Raw genomic sequence first — 26,282 nt, 5'->3', positions numbered from 1 at the left:
GGCGGCCCCAACCCGGTGCTACCAACACCGTGAAGGGGCCTGACGGATCACCTGCTACTACAGGAGACCGCTATGGCACAGTCTGCCATCGGCCGGCACGTGGCTGCCTGCCTCGCAGGCATCCCGTCGCAGCCCACGGCCGCGGCCCCGCACCCGCTTGAGGGCATCGTCAGCGCCGACGCCAGCACCTGGAACGAGGACGTCACCCGTTCCCGCCGGTACATCACCGTCGCCGACGCCGAGCGCATCAACACCGAGCACGGTGAGGCGGAGGCGCCGCGCGAGCACCCCGCTGTCTGCACCGCCCTGGACGGGCAGTGCACCGGCGAGTACTGCGGCGACCGGGGTGACCCGCGCGAGCCCATCCACCACGGGCCCGAGCACGGGCTGAACGTCTCGTTCGCCGACTACCCGCTGAACCCGTTCCAGCTCACCCAGTGGGAGGGCGAGCAGCCGCTCCTCACGGTCTACGCCGGCGGGGCGTGGCCGGACCTCTCCCTCGCCCAGGTCGACGAGCTGCTGCTCGCCTTCGACCAGTACACGGCCGCCCTGCGCGAGACCCGGGAGCACCTGGCCCGCGCCGTCGCCGTCGAGCCGCTGGCGTCGCGCTGCCCGGCCGCGCACCGCGAGGACCCCACGCCGTGCGACGGTCCGCTCGTCGTCACGGTCCGCGACGCCAGCCACGGGGCCGCGTCCGGGTGCGAGCACCACGGGGCCCGGCTGCTGGCCTCGCTGAACAACGGCCGCGTGTTCCCGCTGCCCGACGCCCCCGAGGGCGCGGCGCTCCGCGTGTTCAAGACGGCCGCCACCCTCCGCCCCTTCGCCTGGCTGGAGGGACAGCGGTGAGCGAGCCCCGCAAGCAGGCCCCGCGCTACCGGGACCGCACCGTCGTTCTCGACACCCTCGACCACGGTGAGGTCACCGTGCCCGAACCGGCTTGGTGCATCGGCCACGACGACGACCTGGTCGAGTACCTCGCCGACGTCACCCACGACGGGCCCGTCATCACCGCGGACGTCGTCACTGCCCAGTACGGCCGCGAGCGGATCCTCGAGGCCCGCATCACCCAGGCCCCGCACGGCGAGATCCGCCCCGAGCCGCTCCCGCTGCTGCACGTCCACCTCGACGTCGACGCCACCGTCGCCGTCAAGGACGGCCGGAACCTCACCCGGGCCCTTCGCGCCGCCGCTGCCCGCATCGACCGCGCCCTCGACGAGCTGGCGCACCTGAGGGGGGAGCGCCAGTGAACCGCGACTACCTCAAGTGGGCCGCGCTCGCCTTCGCGCTCGTCGCGACCGCGTCGGCCGAGTACGAACTGGCGCGCGCGGTGGGCTACAACCAGTGGGTGGCCGCGGCGGTGCCCGGCGCCCTGGACGTGTGGACCGTCCGCGCGATGCGGCAGCACCGCGACGTCCTGGCCGCCGTCCTCGCGATGATCGTCGTCAACGCGCTCTCCCACCTCGTCACGGCCGGACTCCTCGAAGTGTCGGTGCCGCTGGTCGTCGGTGTCTCCGCGATCGCGCCGCTCGTGCTGTACAGGCTGCACGCCATCACCGGCACCGACGAGCCGGAGGCGGACACCCCGGCCGTGCCGGAGGCTGCGGAGCCCGTACAGGCACCTGTTCAGGTGGACACCCCGGCGCCCGCGCCCGTGGAGCCCCCACGGCCGGAGCTGCACGTCATCTGTGGTGGACAGCAGCCGTTCGCCCTGGACGTACCGGCCCGCCCGGAGCCGCGCAGGCTGGACGCCGACGAGGCGAAGGCCGCGATCCTGCAGGCGTGGAAGGACGGCCTGTCGCTGGCGGAGGCTGCACAGGTGGCCACCCGGTCCCGGTCCTACGTACAGCAGGTGTACGCCCGGCTGGACAGCGAGCGTGACAGTGCCCGGCTGGCGCTGGTGAAGGACGAGGTGCCGGCATGAGCGACGCCCTTCAGAAGGCAGAGGCCGCCGCCCGCGAGGCCGCCGCGAACACCGCGGACGTCACCCAGATCGTGGCCGCCGTCCTCGCCGCCCAGCAGGCCACCCAGCAGCCGCCCGCCTGCCAGCACCAGCACCCGGCGCCGAAGGAGTTCGACGCGCGGAAGTGGCTCGTCGTCGGCGGGGTGTGCATCGCCGGCGGGCTCGTCGCCTCACTGTTCGCGGTCGCGGTGGCGATCGGCTCCGTGTCGGTGGCGATCCTCGCCCTGGTCCTGCGCGGCATGTGGGCCGACTTCCAGCGGAAGGGCCGCTGACCGGCTGCCCGCGGGTCCCGCCCCTCCGGCGGGGCCCAAGGGGAGCCGGGACAGCCCCGGCCCACCCGAGAGAGGACGCAGATGCTCGCCTTCCTCACCCGCCGAAAGGACACCGCCATGCCCGAGACCACGGACACCACCGAGACTGCCCCGCAGACCAGCAGCGACGTCGTCATGCGGTTCCTCACCGTCGGCGGCGCCACCGTCGAACTCCGCTCCCACACCTTCCGCACCCGCTACCTCGCCAAGGGCCGCCCCTACATCGGCGACGGGCTCCACACGGTCGAAGGCTTCCGCTGGGAGTGCCTCGGCTGCGAGACCACCGGCCGCCCCTCGCCCGGCTCGCCCTTCGACACCGACTACCTGCCCAACGAGCGCGAGGAGGCCCGCGACCACGCCAACCAGCACGCCTCCACCTGCCGGGCCATGCCCAAGCCCACCGCCGCCTGACTGGCTGCCCGATCCGCCCGTCTCGCACGGGCGGTGAGGGGAGCCGGGACAGCCCCGGCCCGCGAAGGAGGCTCCGTGTTCGGCAGCAGCCACTACATCAACGTGAAACCCGCCCGGGGCGGCCGCAAGTACGTCTACGAGTGCTCGTGCGGCGCCCGCGGCTGGGAGACCGACAGCTCGACTCGCGCCGCCCAGATGGGCCGCGAACACCAGGCCAACGCCCGGAAGGGGAAGTGACCATGGACGGCCTCAACATGAGCGACTTCACCGCCGGCGAGAAGGTCCGCCTGGCCGGGCTGATCGCCCGCATGGCCAAGCGCGGCATCGCCGACGACGGCACCGGAAACGTCGACCTCTCCGACCTGAAGCGCAAGTTCGAGCGCATCGAGAACCAGGCCCGCAAGCGCAAGAACGGCAAGTGACCACGCCCCGGGGACGGCGCTCAACCGCCAAGCTGTCCGCCGTCCCCGGGCCTCCCAACCCTCCGCAGAGAGAAGGAAGCCCCATCATGACCGACCTCCTGCCGCGGCCCGTGGTCAACGGGCACGACAAGCCGCAGGTCTCCCTGTTGAAGTTCGCCCCGGAGCCCGCCGTCGACGAGCAGCTGGCCGAGGTCGAGGCCGTCGACCGCCCGGACAACCCACTCGCCGACTGGCTGACCGTGCCGGACGTGCCGATCCTCCCGGCGTGGGCCCGGTCGGCGGCCTCCCTGAAGGCGAACGCCGTAGCCCTGGGCAGGCTGTGCGCCTGGCACACCCGCTACCACCTGCTGCGCGTCCCCAAGTACGCGTGGCGTACCGCCTGGCTGGCCACCAAGGGCCTGTGGCGCGCCCTGCGGGGCCTGTGGCCGACGCTGACCGCGCACGACCAGAGCGCCGCCGTGAAGGCCCTGCGCGCGCAGGTGAAGGCCAAGCCCGATGACGTCGACCTGGCCGTGCGGTACGCGCTGCTGCACCGGGAGCGCACCCTCGCCCGCCGCTGGCGGTGGGGTGCCGCCGCTACCGCCGTCGCCGCTACGGCGGTCGGCTGGTATCTCGCACCCATTGCCCTGCAGTTCGGGATGGTCGCCGCGGCCACGCTGCCCCTGGCCTACCTCGGTCGCGGGGAGGACGTGCAGCTGCTCGACAACCCGACGCCGCCCCTGCGGGTGGACATGTCCGCGCAGCAGCTCAACGACGCGTTGCGCGCCGCCGGCCTGCTCAAGCAGGGCAAGGGCGACGACGACGGGCCGCGCGTCACCTGCGTGATGGGCCCAGTACGGGACGGGAACGGCTGGGCGGTCATCTTCGACCTGCCCAAGGGCGGCGGGAAGACCGCCGCGGACGTCCTCGCCAAGCGCACGGCGATCGCCGCAGAGCTGGGCGTCGACGAAATCCAGGTGATCGCCGCCCGCGTGCGGGCCGCGGCCGGCGGAAACGCGGGCCGCGTCTCGCTGTGGGTCGCCGACGATGACCCCTACCTCGGTGCTCCGGTGCCGTCGCCGCTGGTCAAGGCCGACACGTTCAGCGTGTGGGAGCCGATCCCGTTCGGGCAGGACGCCCGCGGCAACCGCATCACCGTGCCCGTCATGTGGCAGTCCCTGTTCTTCGGCGGCCTGCCCCGGCGCGGCAAGACGTTCACGCAGCGCCTCATGACCGCCGCCGGGCTCCTCGACCCCTACGTCCGCCACTACGTCGCAGACGGCAAGGGCGGCGCCGACTGGATGCCCATGAAGGCCGTCGCCCACCGGCTCGTCATGGGCGCCGAGGACGACGCCGTCGAGGCCCTCAAGGGCATGCTGAAGGAACTCCTTGCGGAGATGGAGCGCCGGTTCGTCCTGCTGCGCGGCCTTCCCGTCTCCGTCTGCCCAGAGGGGAAGCTGACCCCGGGCATCGTCGAGCGGTACAACCTGCCGGTCATCTTCGTGACCATCGACGAGTTGCAGGAGTACTTCACCGCGATGGAGCGCGACGACCGCGAGCAGGTCATCAACGATCTGTGCCGGATCGCCCGCCGCGGGCCGGCCGCCGGGTTCATCTGCAACTTCGCCTCCCAGCGGCCCGACGCCGATTCCGTGCCGACGAAGCTGCGGGAGATCATCACCCTGCGGTACTGCACGCAGGTCGTCGACCAGACGTCCTCCGACATGGTGCTGGGCAAGGGGAAGGCCGCCCAGGGCGCCGACGCGTCCGTGCTCTCCGAGGATCACCGCGGTACCGGCGTCCTGGTCACCGGCCCGGCCTCGTTCGTGACCGTGCGGGCGGACTTCCTGCCGGGGCCCGACTTCTCCGAGCTGTGCCAGCGTGGCCGCGCCCTCCGGGCGAAGCACGGTCAGCTGACCGGCGACGCCGCCGGAGACGTCACCGCGGCCGCCGACCAGGCCGGCGTCACCATCGCCCCCGTGCTGTCGGACTGCCTCGACGTCATGCGGCACACCGACCGGATGCACACCGTCGACCTGCTCGACCGCCTGGTGAACGTCGACGAAGACCGGTACGGCGACTGGGACGCCGAGCAGCTGGCCGCCGAGCTGGAGGCCGCCGGCGTCGACCGCACCACCAAGCAGGTGAAGGTGTCCGGGGTGAACCGGGCCGGGTACCGGCGGGCCGACCTCGAGGCCGCGGTGCCCGCGGAACTCCTGCTGTCAGCCCGGCGGGTAGAGGCCACCCCCTCTACCGACCCCGCTAGGAACAACCCCTCCGGGCCCGTCGCCGAGGGCGCCTGATGTAGAGGGGGCCCGCTACCCCGGTAGTGACCTTGGTAGAGGGCCCCCACCTGCAAGGTAGCGCCCGTAGAGGGGTGTCAGCGGGCGCACGACGAAGGCCCCCGAGACTGGTTCTCGGGGGCCTTCGCGCTGCCCGGGCCGGCCGCCACGCACGGGGGATTGAACGTCAGCGGCCGGACCGGTGTCTGCCGTGGCAGGAGCAGGCGCAGCGCACCGTCAGCACCGGCACCTCCCACTTCGGGGCGCCCGGGCGCCGGATCTCCTGCGGACCGCCGCACATCACGTGCTCACCCAACGTGCACTCCGGCGTCCGCTCCTCGCCGCTCACCGGTCCGCGAACGGCACCAGGCCGTGGAGCTCACGGCACGGCCCGCACGCGTACTGCGCGCCGCCCGCCCCGCTGCCCTGCTCGATGACGTCGATGAGCCGCACGCCGCCGGCGAACCGCTGGTGCCAGGAGCAGAAGCCGTAGCTCGTGGGGTTGCCCTCGGTGGCCGTGTGCTGCGTAGTCTCGTTCACTGTCGACTCCAGTCCAGTCGTCCACGCCCCCGGCCGGTCGCACGGCGCGGGGGCCATCTCGTTTCCGCTGGTCGGACCGTACCGCTACATGCCACCACAGGGCACCCCATACGGCCACACAGCGCCACCTACGGGTGCCAGGTGCACGGCACGGCCATACGTTCCGGACCATGAGCGAAGACCCGTTCGTCTACGTCTACGTCCGCGTCGCCGACCAGGTCGAGGCGGAGATCCGCGCCGGCCAACTGCCACACGGCGCCCGACTGCCGAACGAGCGGGACATGGGGGCGCAGTACGGGGTCGCTCCGGGGACCGCCCGGCGCGCAGTGCAGGAGCTGCGGGAGCGCGGCCTGGTCGTGACGCTCCCGAACAAGGGGTCGTTCGTCGTGACCCCCGATCAGTGACCAAGATCAACCGCGAATCGGGCACACAACGTCACATCACGCAGGGTGACGGTCGCTAAAGGGGTCGAACCGAGTTCACGCGAATAGATCTTGAAAATTGGCCGCGCAAAAAACCGAGCGAGAAGGGCTTTTGGGTCGCCCGGTGTCCTTCTGAACTTTTGATCCACTCTCCCCCGTCGACTGCGATCGGCGAGGCTCGCGAACGCGTTGCGCGCTTCGGATCGAGCAGCGAAACGACGCTGTGTCACCAGGACTGCGGCGCGCGGGCAAGGCACGAGACGCACGATGGCCCGACCGAGGAGATCGGCCGGGCCATCGTGGTGCTGGGCTACGCGATGCTGCGGTCAGCCAGCCACGGGTGTGCGGCCGGCTGCGGTGCGGGGCGGCCGGCCACCTCGGCCTGGGCGTTGAGCCGCCGGACCACGCTGCGGGTGATGCGGTCCTGGTCCTGCAGCGGAGTCAGCAGGCTACGCACGGCGGCCGTGAAGCGGTCGAGCGAGGCCTGGCGGACCTCGACGGTGCATCCGGGGACGAGAGCGGAGCGGACGTTCACCAGCTCCCGCTGCAGTCCCTCGATCTCCCGGCGCTGCGCCAGGTCGCCGGCGCGGTGGTCCAGGGCGTGCTGGAGCAGGGCGGTAGCGGTCTGCTCCAGGCGCTCCAGGACGACGCGCCGTTCGCTGCGCGTCCATCCCCACTGCGGGGGCTTGGCCAGTTCGAGGGCGCGCTGTGCGGCGTCGAGCGGGGTTGCCGGTCCTCGGCTGTCCCGGGAGGTGACGCGACCGCCCGGGACGGTGCGGACCGTCATCTGCCGGGCGAGCCGCTCGGTGCGGGCCTTGAGAGCTTCCTTGGTGGGTGCCATGGCGGTGTTCCTCTTCTCGGTCGTGGTCATGCGGCGGCCGCTCCTGGTGCCCCAGGAGACGCCCTTACGGTTCTGGTGCGCGCTGTGGGGGTCGCGCTTGAGGTGGTCGCGGTCGAGGGCGCAGGGCGCCTGATAGCGGGGGTCAGAGCGGGCGGCCCGGGGCGGGGTGAAGACGGCCCCGCACGCGTTGGGGGGCAGCGGCGCGTCGTCGTCGTCGATGGCTTTGTGCGCGCTGGCGCGGACCTCGAGGCCGGGGTGGATGACCGCGGCGTTGTGGCTGGCGCCCTGGCGGCTCTCAGCGATGCTGATGCCCGCCTGCACGAGCCCTTCGAGGGCGCGGGTGAGGTGGTCGTCGCTGATGGTGCGTCCGCTGTGGATCAGCCCGACGAGGTTGGTGATGGAGGCGGTGACGTGGGCGGGGAGGGGTGCACTCATGGGTTGGTTCTCCTGTCACGCGTTGTAGCGGAGGATGCAGTCGTCGCCGTGGACGGCCTTGCATTCGGTCACGGTCAGCAGCCTGTCCTTGATGCGGATGACGGGCTCCAGGCGGCTGACGATCTCGTCGTGGTCGTTGTAGTGGTCGAGGACGGTGGCGAACGCTTCGACGGGGTAGAAGGTGGCAGGTCCGCCCTTCTCCGTGCGGACGAACGCCTCGAAGGTCTTGGTGAGGCTGACCAGGCTGAGGACAGCGCCGGGGGCGTAGCGGGGTGTGGCGCGTGTGGTGGGCATGCGGGTCTCCTGTCGGGTGCGGGTGGTCATGCGGGCCGGCCGACGCGTTGCCGTGCCTCTTCCTGCCGCACGAAGAGGCGCATGTCGTCGACGTCGATGACGGACTTCCGGGCGTTGAACGTGTAGTTGTTCGTGACGCCGGGGTGGCTGCTCGTGCTGCTGCTGGGCGGAGCAGCCGGCATGCCGGGACTGGCGGACCGGCCGACCGGCAGTGCGCCGGCGTTGAGGGCGTCCATGAACTTGAGCCCGTACCGGGCCACGCTCGCGGCCTTGACGATGTACTCGCCTGCCGACGCGAGCACGGGGATCGAGTCGGACATGCTGGTGCCCGGGCCCACCAGCAGGCCGCCATCCGGGAATCTAGAGACTGAGCCGCCGTCCGCGTAGCCGCGGACGGGCCCGCCTTGCGCGCGCGACCCTGGCCGGAGCTTCTTCAGGTTCCGGGCCTCGCCGGTCGCGCCCTGAATCTTGTAGTGGCTGACGATGTAGGTGGTGGCCGTCTTCCCGTCCAGGCCGTTGAGCTGACGGCGCGCCGCTGCGATCTGCCGTTCCAGCTGGCTGATGTCAGCGCGGACCTTCGCCTTATTGGAGTCGGGCACCCGCTTCAGCTTGGCCTTCGCGTCGTCCAGCTTCCGCTGCAGGTCCTGCATGTCGCCCTTGAGCTTGGCCGTCTTGTTGGGGGTCTTGAGGATCTGGTCAGCGAGGGCCTTGGCCTCGCCCCGGGTCTTGCCCATCTGCATCGCGTTCGCGATCAGCTGCTCACGGCCCCGCGCATAGATCCCGTTGACGGTCTCCCACGACGCGCCGTTCGCAAGGGCGCCCTCAGCGGCCTGGATCGTGGCCGCCGCCAGCTGGTCCAGTGCCGCGTTGTTCGCGCGGCCCTTCTCGGTGTTCTCGTCCAGCGTGCGGCCGTTCTTCTTGAACGCCTCGTCGGCCTCGTCGATCGCGGCCTCCATGCCGCGGATACCGCCGCGCGCGACCAGTGCAGCGTTCGACAGGGCGTTGATGGACTGAGCGAGCCCATCAGCGCTGGCCTTCTGCGCGTCGAGCTTCTCCTGGACGGCCAGCGCCTGGGCTCCGAACAACCCCATCGACTCGGCCGCGAGCTTCTGCTCGAAGGCCTGCGCGGCGAGGGCCTCCTTGTACGTGTCGAGTTCGCCGGTGAACCTGGCGACCTCGTCGGCGTCCATGCCCTTGGTCATGGCCGTGAGCGCGGCCGCGGCCTGGTCGGCCTTGCCACTGCTCACCAGACTCGCCAGGCCCTCGTCGATCGAGTCGACGCTCTGGGTGAACTCCTCCATGGAGTCGCTGGCGTCGAGGAACCCGCCCGTGACGGACGCACCCCAGTTGTCGATGCTGTCGGCCACGCTCGGGTCGATGACCTTCTGCAGCTGCTCGCGCAGCTTCCCGAAGTCCTTCCCGAACTGCTCTGCCACGTACCCGGTCGCCTTGCCGGTCCGCCCCAGTTCCCCCAGCGACGTGGTGAGCTTGTCGACGTCCAGGGCGGCAGGTTCCCCGGCCTGCGACAGTTCCGCCAGGGCGATGACGAGAAGGCCGATGCCAGTACCGGCCAGGGCGACCTTGGCGCCCTTGGACAGCGCGCCGATAGCGGCGGTGGTGGCGAGGAGAGGGCCGGGTGCCCCGGTCGCTGCGGCGCGCATGGCGCCGATCTGCACACCGAGAGCCGCCAGCCCGGCGCTGATCGCGGCGCCGCCGGCCGCGGCGAGCTTCACGGCCTTGACGGCGATGGCCAGCTGCAGCAGCACGGCGATGGCCTCAGGTGGCACCGCGGACACGATGCCGGACAGGGCGTTGATGACCTCGAGCATGCCGACGCCGACGCCGGACCCGGCTTCGAGGACGTTGAGGAGCGCGTCGGCGACGTTCTCCAGCGTGTCCCCGACGAGGGGGCCCGCCTGCTGCGCGTAGTCCCACCACTGGCGCAGGGCACCACCGCTGTATTCGCCGGACTCCAGCTTGGACAGGAACACGGTGAGGTTGTCGACCGCGCCACGCATCGTGTCGTTGGCGAACGTGGTGAACCGCTTGTTCAGCGCGTCGAAGCCGGGCGTGCTGATGGCGCCGCCGACGAGGGTGATGAGCCGGTCGAACTGGCCGGACGCGCCCTTCACCAGACCGGTCGTCTTCGGGAGGAGCGCGTTGGCGACGGCGACGCCCTTGGTGAACGGGCCCATCACGTCGTCGCTGAGACTGTCGGACCACTCCTTGAAGTTGTCCTTCAGGATGCCGACGGCGACCGCGGCCTCCCGCGTCGCCGGGGGCATCTTCTCCAGCTGGCGCTGGTAGGCGACCTGCGCCTTGATGGCTTCCTGCGACGTGGCGCCGGACTCCGCTACGGCGTCCTCGTACTTCTCCTGTGCTTCGAGCGCTTCACCGATGGCGGCTACCTGCGGGCCCAGGGCGAGCGCGTAGGCACCGGCCGCGACGCCGACGGCGCCGAGCTGCCCGGCGAGGACGCCTGCCGACGACGCCAGCCCGGCGGCGGCCGGGATCGCCGCAGGCAGCAGGCTGATCAGGTTGGCCTTGAGGGAGTCGCCGAGCTTGCTGGACGCGTCCGACAGGTCCGCCATGCTGCGCCGAACCTGGCCAGAGGAGTCGTCGACCAGACGCTGCGCGTCAGCCAGGGTGAGGAAGCGCCCCTGGAGGTCGCGCAGGTTCCCGTCCGCGTCGGCCGTGACGCCGGCGAGCCGGAGCCGGAGCCGGTCCGCCGAGTCGGCGGTGCCGTCCAGTACCCGGCTCAGTTCGTCGCGGCCGGCCAGGGTGAAGGTGAGGCGCTCAGCCACGGGGGCCTCCTTCGTCGTAGAGGGCGGCAGCGGCGAGCGCCCGCCGCTGCCACAGGGCGGAAGCGGGCACCCCGTAGACGTCGGAGAGGTCGCACAGCAGCGTGTTCACCAGGTCAGCGAGGATCGGCAGGCAGCGCACCGCGTTGTCGAGGGCGTCGTCGAGGGTGGCGAGCACCGCGGGGTCGTCCTCCCGTTGCCGGGGGGCCGCGTCGACCCAGGCGGTGACGAGCGCGGACACCTGCCGCACCGCCCGCGGGTCGGGGCGGGCGCTGCTCTGGGGGTCGGGTCTGGTCATGGCTTCTCCTACGCCGCGTCGCGGCAGTCGAGACAGAGGGGGGAGCCCAGGGCGTTCCACTGAGGGCGGGAACAGCGCGCGCACGGCGTCTTGGGGTGAGGGTCACCAGAGAGAGGGTGCATTTCAGCGTCCCCCAGCGTCCCAGCGTCCCCCCTCGCGGGTTCTCCCAGGTCAAGGGCGGTGCTGTGGGGGGACGCTACGAAAAGCGCAGCGTTCCCCTCAGCGTTCCCAGCGTCCCCCTTGGGGGGAGGGGGGACGCTAGCGTCCCCCTCGTAGCGTCCCCCCTGTTCGTGCAGGTCAGCGCTGGTTTCTGGGGTGTGGGGGGACGCTGGGGACGCTGTTTCGTACCTTCTCTCTGTTGATGCGGTCAGCGTGTACAGGCGCTGCTTCTTCGGCTTGGGCCCGCGCTTGCTGTCGTCGACCTCGATGCCGATGGTCCGCAGTGCAGGGGCGAGCCGCTTGAGCTGTCCGCCGGCGCGGGTGGGGTCCTTCGGCCACTTCTTCGGGAGCCGGTCCGGGGTGGGGACCCGCTCCAGCAGTTCGGAGGCGGTGAGGGTGAGGCCGTCGGCGCCGGCACGGTCGACGAGCGCGACGACGGCCTGGGCGAACGGCTCGCCGTCGAGGACGTCGGCCACGGCGTCGCGTGCCGTGGCCTTGTAGCTGTCGAGGGTGTGCCAGCCGTTCACCTTGTCGACCGCGGCCAGGACCCGCGCAAAGTCCGCCATGCGCGGGCGCTCCTCCAGCTGCACGTCGGGCAGGATGGCCAGCACGTCGGCGAGCAGATCGAACAGGGACGCCAGGATCGACGCGTGCGCGTCGGCGTAGGCCGCATCCAAGTCGGCTTCCTCGCGGCGCCGGCGGTCCGGGATCGTGTGCAGCTCGATGGTCAGCAGCCGCTCGGCAAGGTCCCCCGCGAGCGCCCCGGCGTCGATGGTTGTCATCGCCAGGACGCGGCGGAACTCCAGCACGACGACGTCGTCGTCGGTGTAGAGCGCGCGGTCGACGATGCCGTCACCGGTGACCGCGCGGCACAGGGCGTCGGACAGCCAGTCGGCGATGACAGAGACGTTGTCCAGGCACAGCGCCCAGGAGTTGAAGGCCTGCGTCGCCCACGACTTGATGTCCCGGGGCGCGGTCCGTTTCGGTGCGCCGGACGGGTCGACGATGCCGATGACCATCTTCGCGGAGTACGACTTGCCGGTGCCCTGCTCCCCGCGGAACGTGAGGATCGGGTGCGGCAGGTCGGGGATGAACGCGGCGACGAGCCACGCGACGAGGAGCCGGAAACCCTCCTCGTCGGTGTTGAGCAACGCCTGCAGTCTGGCCAGGCCGTCGCCGTCGCGGACCGGGGCGGGCAGCGGCTTCATGGCGCCCGAGCGGCGGAACAGGACGGGGGAGCGCGCGGCCCGCTCCCACCCGTCGGGGCGGATGATGACGCACCGTCCGTCCGCGTCGCCCAGGTCGACGACGATGCCGTCGCCGTGGCGTCCGATGCGGACGTGGGGGACGCGCGGGTCGGCGTCCTGGGCGACGCCCTCCAGCACGGTCATCGCGTCGGCGAGTGCCGACTGAGAGGGCACCGAACCGCCGTGCTCGTCGGTGAAGATGCGCGCCAGCTGCGAGCGCAGGCCGGCCTTCCCCCGCAGCGGCAGCGCGATGTTCGCGCCGTCGGCCTTCACCCCGTAGGGGCGGCCGTCCTCCGACATGAACAGGTCGTAGCGCTCGCGGGCGAGGGCGACGAGCTGGGACGCCTGCGACGGGCCGCGCCCCTTCTCCACCTCGGTGCCCGTGCTCTCGACGATCTCGCGGGCAAGGCTCTTGCTGTCGGTCACTTCGCGGCTCCCAGGACTTCACCGCGGGCGGACCCGATGGTCGCGGCGGCTTCGCTGTCGGGCAGGCCCACCACGGCGGCGGCCCGCATGAGTGCCGCTGCAGCGGCATCGGCGTCGAGGCGTCCGGCCGACGCGTGCTCGAACGCCTTGCACGACGCCCAGAACAGCCGGTCGTTTCGCTGCCCCTGCGCGGAGCTGAGAACGAACTGCACCAGGCCGACGAGGAGTCGGCCGCCGTCGGTCCTGTGCAGCTTGGCGTCGGTCATCGGCGGGCGGGCCGGCCGGTCCTTCCCGGCCGTCATGAGCTGCAGCAGCTTGGTGGGCACCGGGCGCACGGCGACCTCGTCGTCGGGTGAGGCGAGGGCGTACAGGCCGCGGACGCTGCGCGAGCCGGGGCCGACCAGGTATCCGCCCGAGCCGCGCACGTCGATGCCGGGCCCCAGGTGTCCGGCCCGGTTGGGGACCTTCACGTCGGCCGGGCCGGTCCACCAGGCGTGGAACCCGCCGGTCGGCGTGCTGATGATGACGGTCCGCGGCACGCTGATTTCGTGCTGCGCGGCCAGCTTCCGCAGTTCCCACACCCCGTTGACGCCGTTCTTCCGGTCAAGGTCGAGGCCGATCAGGTGGTGGGGCGGCCGGCCGCAGGCGATGCCGTAGCCGGTCGCGTGGCGTGCCGTCTCGAACATGGCACGGATGCGGGCCGGGTCGCTGGAGGCGTCATGGATGCCGTGCCCCAGCTGGCCGCACTCGCCCTTGCAGCCGTGCCCCTTGTCGTGGGGGGAGCGGATGGCGGGCAGCTTCCGCACGGTCAGCGGAATGACGTGGAAGCCGTGGAGCTGGGCGGCTTGCAGGGCGTTGTCGAGGGCGCGGTGCCAGTCGGCCGTCATGGGCTCCTGCACCGCCCTCAGGTTGTGCGCTACGGTGGCGGGAGACCCGCCGCTCTGCCGGTCGTTCTGCGCCCCCGTTGCCGCGGGGGCGTTCTTCTTGTCGCTCATGCTGCGGCGCCCCCGGTCTGCTCCGCGTCCCATGCGTCGAGCACGGCAGCGGAGTAGAGGGTTCGCCGGCCTCGCTTCACGGAGCCGGGGATGTACCCGATGTGCTTCCAATAGCGGATGGTGCTCGGTGCCGTGCGGTACCGCTCGGCGACTTCGGCGGTGGTGAGGTACTGAGGTGTTCCCGCAGCCGCGGGCGCAATCGGACTGCGCTTCACTTGATCCTCCGTGGGGATTGAGCGCTATCCCCGTAAGGACTACAGCACCGCATTGGTTGTGGTCAACCCCAGCAAGCACTACCGTCTATCCCTGTGAAGGATCAAACGCAGTCAACGGAAGACGATCCGCGCTCTGCCTGGGATGCTCTCGGCTCTCTGGAGCATGTCGTCGGCAGGAGGGTCAAAGCCCTGCGCATGGCGCGCGGATGGTCGCAACAAGAGCTAGCCACCCGCATGACTGACCAGGGGTATTCCTGGCGGCAGACCACGGTGGCCAAGACTGAGGGCGCAGATCGCCCCATCCGTGTGAACGAGATGCTGGGCCTGGCGCGTGCCTTCGGGCTGCAGATCGCTGACCTGCTCACAGTGCCGATTGACGATGTCGACGTGGCCAACGCCGCTGCCCTCGTGGCTGATATGGCTGCTGCCGCTGCTGTCGCTCGACAGCGGGTCGACGAATACGAACGGGCGCTCGACAAGGCCCGGGCTGAGGAAGCGCGTATCACCACGGAACTGGAGGAGAGGCGGGCAGAGTACCGGCGGGCGGTCGCGACGGCGGAGGAACGGAAGGCGCGCGAGGCTGATGGCGAGTAAGAACGTCGCCAAGCGCCCGAACGGTAAGTGGCGAGCCCGGTATCGAGACCTGGCTGGCAAGGAGCACGCGAAGCACTTCTCGCGGAAGGTCGACGCTGAGCGGTGGCTCGACGAGGTGACGGCCGCGCTGGTCACCGGGAGCTATGTCGACCCGAAGAGCCAGAAGATGACGGTTGACCAGTGGTGCGATGCCTGGCTGGAGAGCTACGCGCACCGGGAGTCGACGGAACGGCAGGCCCGTGTCCACGTAGCCCGGATCCGTAAGGAGTTCGGGCCGCTGCCGATGCTGGCGGTCGACGAGATGGCCGTGAAGCGCTGGATGGCAGCGCTGAAGCGGGAAGGCCTGTCACAGTCCTACCGGTTCGCGCTCCACGCACGCCTGTCGCAGATCCTCACCGATGCGGTGGGAGCCCGCAAGCTCGCCAGCAACCCGTGCAGTCGGCGCACGACGCCCGGGGCGGGGAAACAGCGGGCCTACGTGGCGACGGAGGCGCAGTTCTGGGCGCTGTACGAAGCAGCCGAACCGAAGTACCGGCCCGCGCTACTGCTCGGGGCGTTCGCCGGCCTGCGCGTCGCGGAGGTGTGCGGCCTGCGGGTCGGCGACGTCGACCTCGACGCACGGGTCATCCTGCCCGCGGTGCAGTACCCGGCGGAGCCGCTGAAGACAGAGATGAGCATGACCGCGGTGCCGATCCCCGATGCGTTCGTGGCCGAGCTGAAGCGGCTGCTCGACGGCCGCGACGACGGATGGGTGGTGCCGGACGACGACGGCGCCCAGCTGGGGCCGTGGAAGGTCGAGCGACACATGCGCCGGATCAGGAAGCAAGTCGCCGGCCTGCCCGACGGTTTCCGCTTCCACGACCTCCGGCACTTCTACGCCTCGATGCTGATTGCGGGCGGCAGTGACGTGAAGGTGGTGCAGCACCGGCTTCGGCACTCCTCCGCCAAGACCACCCTGGACACGTACAGTCACCTGTGGCCCGACTCGGATGAGTCGACGCGAGCCGCTGTCGAGCGAGTCATGGACCCCATGATCAATAAAATTGCGGACCCCCTGCGGACTGAAGAATAGTCCGCAGGGGGTCCAGGCAGCTCAGGGCCTAGTTAGGGCTTAGACATCGAAGTAGAGCTCGAACTCGTGCGGGTGCGGGCGGAGCTGGAGCGGAGCGATCTCGTTCTCGCGCTTGAAGTCGATCCACGTCTCGATCAGGTCCGGCGTGAAGACGTCGCCCTGGAGGAGGAACTCGTGGTCGGCCTCGAGGCGGTCGAGGACGGCGCCGAGGGAGGTCGGGACCTGGGCCACGTTCGCGTGCTCCTCGGGAGCCAGCTCGTAGAGGTCCTTGTCGATCGGCTCGGCCGGCTCGATCTTGTTCTTGATGCCGTCCAGGCCGGCCAGCAGCAGCGCCGAGAAGGCCAGGTACGGGTTGCCGGAGGCGTCCGGGGCGCGGAACTCCACGCGCTTGGCCTTCGGGTTGGAGCCGGTGATCGGGATGCGCATCGCGGCGGAGCGGTTGCGCTGCGAGTACACGAGGTTCACCGGAGCCTCGAAGCCCGGCACCAGGCGGTGGTAGGAGTTCACCGTCGGGTTGGTGAAGGCCAGCAGCGACGGGGCGTGCTTGAGGATGCCGCCGATGTAGTAGCGGGCGGTGTCCGACAGGCCGGCGTAGCCCTGCTCGTCGTAGAAGAGCGGCTCGCCGCCCGTCCACAGCGACTGGTGGACGTGCATGCCCGAGCCGTTGTCACCGAAGATCGGCTTCGGCATGAAGGTCGCGGTCTTGCCGTTGCGCCAGGCGACGTTCTTCACGATGTACTTGAAGAGCTGCAGGTCGTCGGCGGCGGCGAGCAGGGTGTTGAACCTGTAGTTGATCTCGGCCTGGCCGGCGGTGCCCACCTCGTGGTGCTGGCGCTCGACCTTGAGCCCGGCCTTCGCCAGCTCCAGGGACATCTCGGCGCGCAGGTCGGCGAAGTGGTCGACCGGCGGGACCGGGAAGTAGCCGCCCTTGTAGCGGACCTTGTAACCGCGGTTGTCCTCCAGCGCACCGGTGTTCCAGGCGCCCGCCTCGGAGTCGATGTGGTAGAAGGACTCGTTCTCGGAGGTCTTGAAGCGCACGCTGTCGAAGACGTAGAACTCGGCCTCGGGACCGAAGTACGCGGTGTCCGCGATCCCGGTGGACGCCAGGTACGCCTCGGCCTTCCTGGCCACGTTGCGCGGGTCGCGGGAGTACTGCTCGCCCGTGATCGGGTCGTGGATGAAGAAGTTGATGTTCAGCGTCTTGTCGCGGCGGAACGGGTCGATCCGGGCGGTCGACAGGTCCGCGCGCAGCGACATGTCGGACTCGTGGATGGCCTGGAAGCCGCGGATCGACGATCCGTCGAACGCCAGCTCCTCGTCCGGGTCGAACGCCTCGGCGGGGATCGTGACGTGCTGCATCACACCCGGCAGGTCGCAGAACCGGACGTCGATGAACTTGACGTCCTCGTCCGCGAGGTACTTCTTGGCGTCGTCGGCGTTCTGGAACATCCAGCTCCTCCTACTCCCGACCGTCCCGCCGGGGTGGTAGATCGTTCGTGTGGCCGGTGCGGGTGGCACACGCTCCCCTCGACCCTAGGGACGGGTCATTTCTCGTGCGTGACCCATTTGTTTCGCACAAGTTAACCGGCCCCTCTCCCACGGTAGCCCCGATGCACCCCGCCGTCCTGTGGTCATTTCCGGGCGCAGTACCGTGGACGGGTGGACAACAGGCAAGCAATCGGATCATGGCTGTCCGGGCCGCGTGCGGCCCTGGAGGAAGCCGGTGCCGAGTTCGGATACCGGGGCGAGCAGCTGGGGCTGCCGGAGAGCGGGCCGGGCTCGATCGCACGCCCCGGCCGCAGGCTCGGCGCCCTCGCCGTGGACTGGGGCCTGTGCATGCTGATCGCATACGGCCTGATCACCGACGGCTACGACGGACAGGCGACCGGCAACTGGGCCCTGCTGGTCTTCCTCGTGCTGAGCGTCCTGACCGTCGGCACCGTCGGCTTCACCCCGGGCAAGCGCCTCTTCGGGCTGCGGGTCGTCGCCCTCGGCACCGGCCGGGTGGAGCCGCTGCGCGGTCTGGTGCGCTCGGCCCTGCTGTGCCTCGCCGTCCCCGCCCTCGTCTGGGACCGCGACGGCCGCGGCCTGCACGACCGGCTGGCCCGCACGGTCGAGGTGCGGATCTGACCCACGCTCCCGGCCGCCCCTGCCGGCCTCCGCTCCCGCCGGAAGACGAAGACAAAGACGACGACGAAGACGACGACGGGGCGCCGGAGTCCCTTCCGGCGCCCCGTCGTGGTGTGGAGGAACGGGTGGTGCTCAGCGGCCCCGCGGTCCGCCGCCCTTCGGCAGCTTCATGCCCTTGGGCATCGGGCCCTTGGGAAGCGGCATGTTGCTCATCAGGTCGCCCAAGGCGCGCAGCCGGTCGTTGGTCGCGGTGACCTGCGGGCCGGAGAGCACGCGGGGGAGCTTGAGCATGGTCGTGCGCAGCTTCTTCAGCTCGACCTGGCCCTCGCCGGTGCCCACGATCAGGTCGTGCACCGGGACGTCCGCGACGATGCGGTTCATCCGCTTCTTCTCGGCGGCCAGCAGGCTCTTCACCCGGTTCGGGTTGCCCTCGGCGATCAGGACGATGCCGGCCTTGCCGACAGCGCGGTGCACCACGTCCTGGTTGCGGTTCATCGCCACCGCGGGGGTCGTCGTCCAGCCCCGGCCGATGTTGTCGAGCACGGCCGCGGCGGCGCCCGGCTGTCCCTCCATCTGCCCGAAGGCCGCCCGCTCGGCCCGGCGCCCGAACACGATCGCCGTCGCGAGGAAGGCGAGCAGGAAGCCCAGGATGCCGAGATAGATGGGGTGCCCGATCAAGAAGCCGATCGCGAGGAAGACACCGAAGGTGACGATTCCGACAGCCGCGAGTACAAGACCGATCTTCTTGTCGGCCCTGCGGGTCATCTTGTAGGTCAGGGCGATCTGCTTCAGTCGCCCGGGGTTCGCAGCGTCCGCTGCGGTTTCCTTCCTCGCCATGGCACGAAGTCTACGTGCCCCCCGGAGCGCCCTCGACGGCAGTGCCGGGGGTGGGAGCGGTCAGAGACGGGTGGTCACGGTCCGGTCGAGGACGCGCTGGGTCTCGATCCGGTCCTTGGCGCGACGGCGGTCCTCCAGCACCGAGGTCCACGCGTTGCGGCGGGCGGTGCGCTGACCCCCGCTCATCAGCAGTGACTCGACGGCGCGCAGCGCGGTGGTGAAGGACGGGATGGCGGTGGCGCGGACAGGCGCGGCCTGCATGGTGGAGGTCTCCCTCGATGCCGACGGGTGGAGGTGTGCGTGCTGTGATTCCAGGCTCACTGACTGGTGTTACCAGGGCGTGACCGGGCGGTCAAACAGGCATGAAGCCTCCGCGGGAGGCATCGGAACGCCGACGCGGTCCCGACCTGTGCCCTCATCTGCGAGGACGGTCGGGACCGCGTACTCTCGGCCATTACCGGCCGGTAGGGCCTTGTGCGTGAATTCACACGCTGCCGGGAAGTGTTTCGGGCAGCGTCCGCCGGGCCGCTCCCGGGCCGCCTCAGACGGCCTGGGAGGCCACGTAGGAGCCTCGCTTCTCGATCGCCATCTGGTAGAGGCGGCCGGCGCGGTACGAGGAGCGGACCAGCGGGCCGGACATCACGCCGGAGAAGCCGATCTGCTCGGCCTCCTCCTTCAGCTCCACGAACTCGTGCGGCTTCACCCAGCGCTCCACGGGGTGGTGGCGCACGGAGGGCCGCAGGTACTGGGTGATGGTGACCAGTTCGCAGCCGGCGTCGTGCAGCTGCTTCAGCGCCTCGCTGACCTCCTCGCGGGTCTCACCCATGCCGAGGATCAGGTTGGACTTGGTGACCAGGCCGTGGTCGCGGGCGTCGGTGATGACCTTCAGGGAGCGCTCGTAGCGGAAGCCGGGGCGGATCCGCTTGAAGATCCGGGGCACGGTCTCGACGTTGTGCGCGAAGACCTCGGGGCGGGAGGAGAAGACCTCCGCGAGCTGCTCGGGGACCGCGTTGAAGTCGGGGGCCAGCAGCTCGACCTTGGTGCGGCCCGCCTCGCGGTTCGCGGTCTGCGCGTGGATCTGGCGCACGGTCTCGGCGTACAGCCAGGCGCCGCCGTCCTCCAGGTCGTCGCGGGCGACGCCGGTGATGGTGGCGTAGTTCAGGTCCATGGTGACGACCGACTCGCCCACGCGGCGCGGCTCGTCACGGTCGAGGGCCTCGGGCTTGCCCGTGTCGATCTGGCAGAAGTCGCAGCGCCGGGTGCACTGGTCGCCGCCGATGAGGAAGGTCGCCTCGCGGTCCTCCCAGCACTCGTAGATGTTCGGACAGCCGGCTTCCTGGCAGACCGTGTGCAGGCCCTCGCTCTTGACGAGGTTCTGCATCTTGGAGTACTCGGGGCCCATTTTCGCCCGGGTCTTGATCCACTCGGGCTTGCGCTCGATGGGGGTCTGGCTGTTGCGGACCTCCAGGCGCAGCATCTTGCGTCCGTCGGGTGCGACTGCGGACACGACCGGCTCCCTAGCGATTGATTCTTCGGCGTGGTCAAGCGTACGCCCGTTGATGTGAATGCCCGGCGAGGGTGTGGCCCTGCTGAGCGCAGCCCGGTGCAACGCCGGGCGGGCGGCTTCTATGCCGGAGTTCGCTCGATCTCCCGCGGCTTCAGCTCCGCGTTCTGGAGGATGTCCCGCAGATGGCGTTCCACGACGGGGAGCACCTCGTCGATCGTGACGTCCCGGCCGAGCTCGTTCGCCAGGGAGGCGACGCCCGCGTCGCGGATCCCGCACGGGATGATCCTGTCGAACCACTTGTTGTCCGGGTTCACGTTCAGCGCGAACCCGTGCATCGTGACGCCCTTGGCCACGCGGATGCCGATCGCCGCGATCTTGCGGTCCTCGCGGCGCTGGCCCGCGTTGGAGGGCGCGTACTCCGGGCCGTTGAGGCGGGGGTCGAACTCGTCGTCGTGCAGGCGGGGGTCGAAGTCGAGGGAGAGGCCGCCGAGCGCGGGGCGCTGCTCGACCGGGTCGCCGAGCACCCAGACGCCGCTGCGGCCCTCGACCCGGGTGGTCTCCAGACCGAACTCCGCACAGGTGCGGATCAGGGCCTCCTCCAGGCGCCGCACGTGCGCGACCACGTCCACCGGGCGGGGCAGCTTCTGGATCGGGTAGCCCACCAGCTGGCCGGGGCCGTGCCAGGTGATCTTGCCGCCGCGGTCCACGTCGATGACCGGGGTGCCGTCGAGGGGACGCTCGCTCGCCTCGGTGCGCCGGCCCGCCGTGTAGACCGGGGGGTGCTCCAGCAGGATGACGGTGTCGGGCACCTCGTCGGCGAACCGTGCCGCGTGCACCCGGCGCTGCTCGTCCCAGGCCGCCTGATAGTCGACCGCATCGGCCCCGAAGCCCATCCGGACGAACCGCAACTCACTCACGGCAAGCGCCTCCCTAGAAGGTCGTCAGGCGCGAAACGCGCCCACGCCACTGTACGACCGTTCGGCCGGCCCCTGAATCGGCGGCCGTGCCCGAAGGCGCGCGACGCCCGCTCGTCAGCTTCCCGGTCAATCCTCACACGATCGGATGAATGGCGGGGGAAGTCTGCGATCGGGTGCTCACTCTCCGCTACATTCGCGCCGTCCATGAGGCATAAGGGCTGCTCACAGGCAATCCGGGCACCTCAGTAGCCGGAAGGCAGGAGACCGCACCGCAGATGACGGAACGACCCGCGCAGCGCACCGCCAACCGACAGCTCGCCGCGCTCATCGCAGAAGCGGGGTTCTCCAACGCGGGACTCGCCCGTCGCGTGGACCAGCTCGGTCTCGAACACGGGCTCGACCTGAGATACGACAAGACATCCGTGACGCGCTGGCTGCGCGGTCAGCAGCCGAGAGGGACGACGCCGGCGCTGATCGCCGAGGTCTTCACCCGGCGCCTCGGGCGCCGCCTGACCGCACAGGACCTGGGCCTGGACGCCTGTGCGCCGGTCTACGCGGGCCTGGAGTTCGCGGCCACACCGGAGGAGGCCGTCGACATCGTCAGCGGGCTGTGGCGCAAGGACTCCGGCAGCCACACCGAGTTGCGCAGGATCGCCTTCACCTCGGCGGGGCTGGTCGTGCCGAGCCGGGACTGGCTGATCGGGCGCCCCGACGACAAGGTGGCCCGTGCGGACCCGCCGGCGCGGGTGCCCGCCCAGGGCCGTCCGCCGGCCCGGTCCGTGGTGCCGTCCGAACGCGCGGTCCGCCGGCGCGGCGCGGCCGAACGAGGGCCCGGGTACCGGGTCACCGGGGGCGACATCGCCGCGCTGCGCTCGGTGGGTGAGCTGTTCCGCACCCTCGACGACGCGTACGGGGGCGGGCACGCCCGGCAGGCGCTGGTGCGCTATCTGGAGCACGAGTGCGAGCCGATGCTGCGGGGCACGTACGGCGAGCAGACCGGGCGCCGGCTGTTCGCCGCCACCGCGGATCTGACCCGGCTGGCGGGGTGGACGTCGTACGACATCGCCGCGCACGGGCTCGCGCAGCGCTACTTCGTGCAGGCGCTGCGGCTCGCGCAGGCGGCGGGCGACCGGCCCTACGGGGCGTACGTCCTGGTCACCATGAGCCGGCAGGCCGTCTACCTGGGCCACGGACGGGAGGCCGTGCAGCTCGCGCGCGTCGCCCAGCAGGGGGCGGGGGGCTCCGTGCCACCCGCGGTGCAGGCGCTGCTGCACGCCGCGGAGGCGCGCGGGCACGGAGTGCTCGGGGAGGTGCGGGCCTGTACGGCGGCGCTGGTGCGCGCGGAGCGCGCGCTGGAGGGCGCGCGGCACGGTGACGAGGTGCCGTACTGGGCGCGCTCCTTCGACGAGGCGCAGCTCGCGGACGAGTTCGGGCACTGTCACCGGGACCTGCAGCAGTTCCGGGCCGCCGCGCAGCACGCGGAGCGCTCGCTGCAGTTGCGGGCGCCCGGGTACGCGCGGAGCCGGCTGTTCTGCCGGGTGGTGCTGGCCACCGCCCGTCTCGGGCTCGGCGAACTCGACCAGGCCTGTCAGCTGGCCGCGGAGGCGGCCGCACAGGCGGCGGAGATGCGCTCCGTCCGGGCGCTGGAGTACGTCCGTGACTTCGAACGCAGACTGGAGCCCTACCGGGACGCGGCCCCCGTCCGCACCTACCGCGACCGGACCGCGACGTACGCCTGACCGCGGTGCCTTCGGGTGGTGGGCGGGTCGCGCCGTAGGCGGCGCACGGCGGCGGCGCGGAGGGGCGTACACCGCGGGCAGTCGTGCCCGCCTGCCGTTCCCGCGGCCGGCCGCGCCGCTCTCGCGGGCAGTCGTGCCTCCCCCAGTGCCTTGAGGGCCTGGGAGGTGCCCCCAGGGGCGATGGGGGTACCTCCCGCTCGAGCGATGCCGGGAGTGGGGGAGGGTGGCGCGACGGCACCCCGTGAGCGCCGGGCTGCGCAGCCTCCTCCCGGCCCACACCCACGCCGGGCCCACACCCACGCCGGGGCCGCCGGGCCCGCGGGCCCGGCTACGCCGCCCGTGCCGTCGGGACCGGGTCCGCCGTGTGGAGCGGACGGTTCATGCCCAGGTCCGTGAGGAGCGCGCCCGCGGCCCGCTCCGCCGAACGGAGCGCGCCCGGGACCGTCCCGCTGTCCCGGTGGTCGCCGCACACGTACAGTCCCGCCAGCAACCGCACCGGCCGCCGCAGATCGAGCGGCGGCCGCATCGCGGGCACCGCCTCCCCGGTGTGCCGTACGGCCAGCGTCTCCCAGCGCGCGGTCGGCACCCCGTACAGCCGTGCCAGATGCATGCGCACGGCGGTGTCGACCCCCGGCCCCGGCGCACCCAGCACCGTGGACGTCACCAGCGTGCGGCCGGCCGGCGCACGGGACGGGTCGACCCGGCTGACGACCGCCGTGTGCGAGACCGGCCCGCCCCGGTCGGCGTCCAGCACCAGCGACGCACCGGTCGCCGGGGGCTCGTCGGTGGTGTGGTGCACCACCGTCACCGGATGGAAGTCCGGCACCCGCAGCCCCGGCAGCAGCTCGGCGGCGGCCCGCGCGCCGGTCGCGACCAGCACCGCGCCGCACCGGAACTCCCCGTGCTCCGCGGTGGTCACCGACGTCGTGGACACGGAGGTGACCCGCACCCCCGTGTGCACCGTGCCCGGCGGCAGCGCCCGTGCGAGCTGCTGGGGGAGCGCCTCCGCGCCGCCCTCCGGAAGACACAGCCGCCCGCTGGCGAACGCGTGCAGCGCCAGGTCCGCGCACCGGCTGGACGTGGTGAGGTCCGGGTCGCACAGCAGGGCGGCGAGCAGCGGGCGCAGGAACCCGTCGACCGTGCGGGCGGGCAGGCCCCGCGCCACCAGTGCCTCGGCGGCGGGCAGTTCGGGACGGGCCAGCAGCCGTTCCAGAGGCGTTCCCGCGAGTCTGGTCAGCGCGGCCCCCAGCCGGGCCTGGTCGACCGCCGTGCCCAGCGGAGCGCCGCTGCGGCTGCGCGGCACCGACACCTGCCGTCCGGGCACGGCCACCGGCCTTCTGGGTCCGGACCCCGGCCGGGGGACGCTCGCAAGGGTGCGCACCGCATGGAGTGCGCCCCGCGCGCCGCGCGCCCCCCGTGCGCCCCGCGCACCCGGCTGTACGCCCGCGCGGTGGTGCCGTCCGTCGCTGTGCAGCAGGACGCCGGGGTCGAAGGGCAGGAGTGCGAGCCCTTCGAGACCCGGCGTCAGCCGTAGTTCCGGATGCGCCGTGGACAGCAACCGCCCGATCCTGTCGAGCCGGAAGCCGTCGACCTTCTCGGTCGCCATGCGACCGCCCACCTCAGGGGCTGCCTCCAGGACGACGGTGGTGACTCCTGCGCTGGTCAGTCGTCGCGCCGCGGAGAGTCCGGCGATCCCGGCTCCCACGACGACGACGTCCGCCTGGTACGTGGGCTCAAGCACGTGCCCCTCCTCGAGGTTGCGCGGGCGCTGGAGACGTCATGCCCTCAACAGGCCCCAGGGATACCCGAGTTCTGCTCGAGGTTAGGGCCGTGATCGGTCACCGGGTCAGTCGCGCATGGACAGTGCACGGGCGCACGACGGTCGCATACGCACACCGGGTGGGCATGATGTGGTCGCAGGGAGTCGGGAGCGCTCAAGTCCGCGCATGTCGGAGGCATGTGCACGGTCCCTCACAGCGCCGCCCTGATCGCCCCCTCGATCCCGGGGAAGGCGAACCGGAAGCCCGAATCCAGCAGCCGCTTCGGAAGCACCCGGGCGCTGCCCAGCACATCGCCCGCCATCTCCCCGAGCACCCTCCGCAGCACCGGCGCCGGCACGGGGAACACCGTCGGCCGGTGCAGCACGCGGCCCATCGCCTCGGTGATCTCACGGTTGGTCAGCGGATGCGGGGCCGTCAGGTTGAACGGCCCGGACAGCCCCCCGGTGTCGAGGAGATGACGCAGCGCCGCGACCTCGTCGTGCAGCGCGATGAACGACCAGTACTGGCGCCCGTCGCCCATCCGCCCGCCCAGGCCGGCCCGGAACAGCGGGAACATCCTGGCCCACGCCCCGCCCTCGCGCGCCACCACCAGCCCCGTCCGCGCGAACACCGTCCGCACGCCCGCCTCCCGCGCCGGCGCGGCGGCGCCCTCCCACTCCACGCACACCTGCGGCAGGAAACCCTCGCCGGGCGGCGCGCTCTCGTCCACCTCCCGCGCCCCGGTGTCGCCGTAGTAGCCGATCGCGCTGCCGTTGACGAAGACCCGGGGCCGCACGTCCTCGGGCAGCCCCGCGACGGCCTCGGCGAGCGCGGTCGTGCCCCCCACCCGGCTGGACCGGATCCGCGCCTTGTACTCGTCCGTCCAGCGCCGGTCGCCGACGCCGGCTCCCGCCAGATTCACCACGGCGTCGCACCCGGCGAGCCCCGCCGTGTCCACGGAGCCCCGCTCCGGGTCCCACCGCACCTCGTCGGCGGACGAGGGGGCTCGCCGCACCAGCCGGACGACCGTGTGCCCGTCCGCCGTCAGCGACCGCGCCAGGGCGCCCCCGATGAGTCCCGACGCCCCGGCCACCGCGATTCGCGCACGTTCCATGGCGTCCATCCTGCCCGCGACCGCGCGTAAATCACGGAAGGAGCGCTGCGGTCCGGCCGTACAGTAGCCCGCATGCCCGAGCCGTACATACGCATCGCCCGTCCCGGCGACGAGGACGAACTGGCCCGTCTCGACCGTGAGACCTGGTCCCCCCTGCACGCCGTGACCCCGCCGCCGCGGCCGCCGTACGCGCCCTTCTTCAGCGAGCGTTCCGGGCCGGGGGACCACCGGGTGGCCGAGTACGCGGGGCGTCTCGTGGGCTACGTCCGCCTCGGCTTTCCCTCCCGGCTCGCCTCCAACGCCCATGTCCGGCAGATCCACGGACTCGCGGTCGCGGAGGAGGCACGCCGTCTCGGGGCGGGGCGGGCCCTGGTGCGGGCCGCCGTCGCGGAGGCCCGGGAGCGCGGCGCCCGCCGCATCACCCTGCGCGTGCTCGGGCACAACACCGCCGCCCGCGCGCTGTACGAGTCCGAGGGCTTCGTGGTGGAGGGTGTGCAGCCGGGGGAGTTCTTCGTCGGGGGCGCCTACGTCGACGACGTCCTGATGGGGCAGTCGCTGGTCTGACCGGCCCCGC

Annotated in this window: 29 protein-coding genes; 14 read left to right on the top strand and 15 right to left on the bottom strand. The window is 71.6% G+C overall.

The features are described 5' to 3' along the window. Positions 1 to 72: 72 nt before the first annotated feature. The 8 genes from BU52_RS36225 (at position 73) to BU52_RS09735 (ending at position 5,386) form a co-directional block, all read left to right on the top strand. Complete coding sequence (locus BU52_RS36225) at positions 73 to 846, top strand: hypothetical protein (RefSeq protein ID WP_235216298.1); 774 nt, start codon at positions 73 to 75, stop codon at positions 844 to 846. Further along, complete coding sequence (locus tag BU52_RS09760; protein WP_037931345.1) at positions 843 to 1,247, top strand: DUF6907 domain-containing protein; 405 nt, start codon at positions 843 to 845, stop codon at positions 1,245 to 1,247. Before BU52_RS36225 ends, BU52_RS09760 begins: the two co-directional genes overlap by 4 nt. After that, positions 1,244 to 1,921 (top strand): hypothetical protein, encoded by a 678-nt coding sequence (locus BU52_RS32730; RefSeq protein WP_051858081.1) that lies wholly within the window; start codon positions 1,244 to 1,246, stop codon positions 1,919 to 1,921. Before BU52_RS09760 ends, BU52_RS32730 begins: the two co-directional genes overlap by 4 nt. Next, positions 1,918 to 2,232: a hypothetical protein gene (locus tag BU52_RS09750; protein ID WP_037931343.1), complete on the top strand. Its 315-nt coding sequence runs from the start codon at positions 1,918 to 1,920 to the stop codon at positions 2,230 to 2,232. Before BU52_RS32730 ends, BU52_RS09750 begins: the two co-directional genes overlap by 4 nt. A gap of 117 nt (positions 2,233 to 2,349) precedes the next feature. Then, positions 2,350 to 2,682, top strand: a complete 333-nt coding sequence (locus BU52_RS09745; protein WP_157847853.1) for a hypothetical protein — start codon at positions 2,350 to 2,352, stop codon at positions 2,680 to 2,682. Positions 2,683 to 2,757: 75 nt separating this feature from the next. After that, positions 2,758 to 2,919, top strand: a complete 162-nt coding sequence (locus BU52_RS35230; RefSeq protein WP_157847851.1) for a hypothetical protein — start codon at positions 2,758 to 2,760, stop codon at positions 2,917 to 2,919. A gap of 2 nt (positions 2,920 to 2,921) precedes the next feature. Beyond that, a complete protein-coding gene (locus BU52_RS09740; RefSeq protein WP_037931340.1) occupies positions 2,922 to 3,104 on the top strand; it encodes a DUF6257 family protein in 183 nt (60 codons plus the stop codon). Positions 3,105 to 3,190: 86 nt separating this feature from the next. Then, complete coding sequence (locus BU52_RS09735; protein ID WP_037931339.1) at positions 3,191 to 5,386, top strand: FtsK/SpoIIIE domain-containing protein; 2,196 nt, start codon at positions 3,191 to 3,193, stop codon at positions 5,384 to 5,386. 324 nt (positions 5,387 to 5,710) lie between these two features. On the opposite strand, the gene BU52_RS09730 is transcribed toward BU52_RS09735, so the two are convergent. Continuing rightward, entirely contained in the window at positions 5,711 to 5,905 is a 195-nt protein-coding gene (locus tag BU52_RS09730) for a hypothetical protein (protein ID WP_037931337.1), read from the bottom strand. Between the two features lie 170 nt (positions 5,906 to 6,075). Here BU52_RS09730 and BU52_RS09725 point away from each other — a divergent pair, with 170 nt between their 5' ends. Beyond that, positions 6,076 to 6,309, top strand: coding sequence for a GntR family transcriptional regulator (locus BU52_RS09725; protein ID WP_037931335.1), 234 nt, complete (start codon positions 6,076 to 6,078; stop codon positions 6,307 to 6,309). 328 nt (positions 6,310 to 6,637) lie between these two features. Here BU52_RS09725 and BU52_RS09720 read toward each other — a convergent pair whose 3' ends face one another. From BU52_RS09720 to BU52_RS33385, 7 genes are read right to left on the bottom strand one after another with little or no spacing between them, the layout of a single operon-like run. Then, the gene (locus BU52_RS09720) at positions 6,638 to 7,603 is read right to left on the bottom strand and encodes a hypothetical protein (RefSeq protein WP_037931333.1); all 966 of its coding nucleotides are present in this window, start codon (positions 7,601 to 7,603) and stop codon (positions 6,638 to 6,640) included. Positions 7,604 to 7,618: 15 nt separating this feature from the next. Further along, complete coding sequence (locus BU52_RS34685) at positions 7,619 to 7,897, bottom strand: hypothetical protein (RefSeq protein ID WP_157847849.1); 279 nt, start codon at positions 7,895 to 7,897, stop codon at positions 7,619 to 7,621. Positions 7,898 to 7,923: 26 nt separating this feature from the next. Next, entirely contained in the window at positions 7,924 to 10,701 is a 2,778-nt protein-coding gene (locus BU52_RS09710; RefSeq protein ID WP_051858079.1) for an AAA family ATPase, read from the bottom strand. After that, positions 10,694 to 10,996: a hypothetical protein gene (locus BU52_RS09705; protein WP_037931328.1), complete on the bottom strand. Its 303-nt coding sequence runs from the start codon at positions 10,994 to 10,996 to the stop codon at positions 10,694 to 10,696. Before BU52_RS09705 ends, BU52_RS09710 begins: the two co-directional genes overlap by 8 nt. An 8-nt stretch (positions 10,997 to 11,004) precedes the next feature. After that, positions 11,005 to 12,828 (bottom strand): hypothetical protein, encoded by a 1,824-nt coding sequence (locus BU52_RS09700; protein ID WP_051858077.1) that lies wholly within the window; start codon positions 12,826 to 12,828, stop codon positions 11,005 to 11,007. Beyond that, positions 12,825 to 13,823, bottom strand: coding sequence for a bifunctional DNA primase/polymerase (locus tag BU52_RS09695; RefSeq protein ID WP_235216297.1), 999 nt, complete (start codon positions 13,821 to 13,823; stop codon positions 12,825 to 12,827). Before BU52_RS09695 ends, BU52_RS09700 begins: the two co-directional genes overlap by 4 nt. Beyond that, positions 13,820 to 14,023, bottom strand: a complete 204-nt coding sequence (locus BU52_RS33385) for a helix-turn-helix domain-containing protein (RefSeq protein ID WP_078903187.1) — start codon at positions 14,021 to 14,023, stop codon at positions 13,820 to 13,822. Before BU52_RS33385 ends, BU52_RS09695 begins: the two co-directional genes overlap by 4 nt. A 108-nt stretch (positions 14,024 to 14,131) precedes the next feature. Between BU52_RS33385 and BU52_RS33380 the strand changes: the two genes are divergently transcribed. Both BU52_RS33380 and BU52_RS09690 read left to right on the top strand, forming a co-directional pair. Further along, positions 14,132 to 14,632 carry a helix-turn-helix domain-containing protein gene (locus tag BU52_RS33380; protein ID WP_157847847.1) on the top strand — a complete coding sequence of 167 codons (501 nt, stop codon included), beginning with the start codon at positions 14,132 to 14,134 and terminating at the stop codon, positions 14,630 to 14,632. Beyond that, positions 14,622 to 15,704: a tyrosine-type recombinase/integrase gene (locus tag BU52_RS09690; RefSeq protein ID WP_051858073.1), complete on the top strand. Its 1,083-nt coding sequence runs from the start codon at positions 14,622 to 14,624 to the stop codon at positions 15,702 to 15,704. Before BU52_RS33380 ends, BU52_RS09690 begins: the two co-directional genes overlap by 11 nt. A gap of 39 nt (positions 15,705 to 15,743) precedes the next feature. Here BU52_RS09690 and glnA read toward each other — a convergent pair whose 3' ends face one another. Continuing rightward, positions 15,744 to 17,153, bottom strand: a complete 1,410-nt coding sequence (glnA, locus tag BU52_RS09685; protein ID WP_037931322.1) for a type I glutamate--ammonia ligase — start codon at positions 17,151 to 17,153, stop codon at positions 15,744 to 15,746. A gap of 210 nt (positions 17,154 to 17,363) precedes the next feature. On the opposite strand from glnA, the gene BU52_RS09680 reads away from it, so the two are divergent. Beyond that, positions 17,364 to 17,834: an RDD family protein gene (locus BU52_RS09680; RefSeq protein WP_037931319.1), complete on the top strand. Its 471-nt coding sequence runs from the start codon at positions 17,364 to 17,366 to the stop codon at positions 17,832 to 17,834. A gap of 132 nt (positions 17,835 to 17,966) precedes the next feature. On the opposite strand, the gene BU52_RS09675 is transcribed toward BU52_RS09680, so the two are convergent. The 4 genes from BU52_RS09675 to lipB all read right to left on the bottom strand — a co-directional run bounded on the left by BU52_RS09675 (position 17,967) and on the right by lipB (position 21,095). Next, positions 17,967 to 18,671 carry a DUF4191 domain-containing protein gene (locus BU52_RS09675; RefSeq protein ID WP_037931316.1) on the bottom strand — a complete coding sequence of 235 codons (705 nt, stop codon included), beginning with the start codon at positions 18,669 to 18,671 and terminating at the stop codon, positions 17,967 to 17,969. Positions 18,672 to 18,731: 60 nt separating this feature from the next. Continuing rightward, a complete protein-coding gene (locus BU52_RS09670; protein ID WP_037931313.1) occupies positions 18,732 to 18,932 on the bottom strand; it encodes an SCO2195 family GlnR-regulated protein in 201 nt (66 codons plus the stop codon). A gap of 280 nt (positions 18,933 to 19,212) precedes the next feature. Beyond that, entirely contained in the window at positions 19,213 to 20,178 is a 966-nt protein-coding gene (gene lipA, locus BU52_RS09665) for a lipoyl synthase (RefSeq protein ID WP_037931310.1), read from the bottom strand. Between the two features lie 119 nt (positions 20,179 to 20,297). Continuing rightward, positions 20,298 to 21,095 carry a lipoyl(octanoyl) transferase LipB gene (gene lipB / locus BU52_RS09660; RefSeq protein ID WP_037931306.1) on the bottom strand — a complete coding sequence of 266 codons (798 nt, stop codon included), beginning with the start codon at positions 21,093 to 21,095 and terminating at the stop codon, positions 20,298 to 20,300. A gap of 275 nt (positions 21,096 to 21,370) precedes the next feature. On the opposite strand from lipB, the gene BU52_RS09655 reads away from it, so the two are divergent. After that, positions 21,371 to 22,834, top strand: a complete 1,464-nt coding sequence (locus BU52_RS09655; protein WP_037931304.1) for a hypothetical protein — start codon at positions 21,371 to 21,373, stop codon at positions 22,832 to 22,834. Positions 22,835 to 23,162: 328 nt separating this feature from the next. Here the strand turns inward: BU52_RS09655 and BU52_RS09650 are convergent, their stop codons facing one another. Then, positions 23,163 to 24,575 (bottom strand): NAD(P)/FAD-dependent oxidoreductase, encoded by a 1,413-nt coding sequence (locus BU52_RS09650; RefSeq protein ID WP_037931300.1) that lies wholly within the window; start codon positions 24,573 to 24,575, stop codon positions 23,163 to 23,165. 230 nt (positions 24,576 to 24,805) lie between these two features. Then, positions 24,806 to 25,708, bottom strand: coding sequence for a TIGR01777 family oxidoreductase (locus BU52_RS09645; protein ID WP_037931296.1), 903 nt, complete (start codon positions 25,706 to 25,708; stop codon positions 24,806 to 24,808). A gap of 72 nt (positions 25,709 to 25,780) precedes the next feature. Here BU52_RS09645 and BU52_RS09640 point away from each other — a divergent pair, with 72 nt between their 5' ends. Continuing rightward, complete coding sequence (locus BU52_RS09640) at positions 25,781 to 26,272, top strand: GNAT family N-acetyltransferase (protein ID WP_037931293.1); 492 nt, start codon at positions 25,781 to 25,783, stop codon at positions 26,270 to 26,272. The last annotated feature ends 10 nt before the right edge of the window (positions 26,273 to 26,282 follow it).

The organism is Streptomyces toyocaensis, assembly GCF_000725125.1.
Lineage (GTDB): Bacteria > Actinomycetota > Actinomycetes > Streptomycetales > Streptomycetaceae > Streptomyces > Streptomyces toyocaensis.
This window is presented reverse-complemented; position numbering and strand designations above follow the sequence as displayed.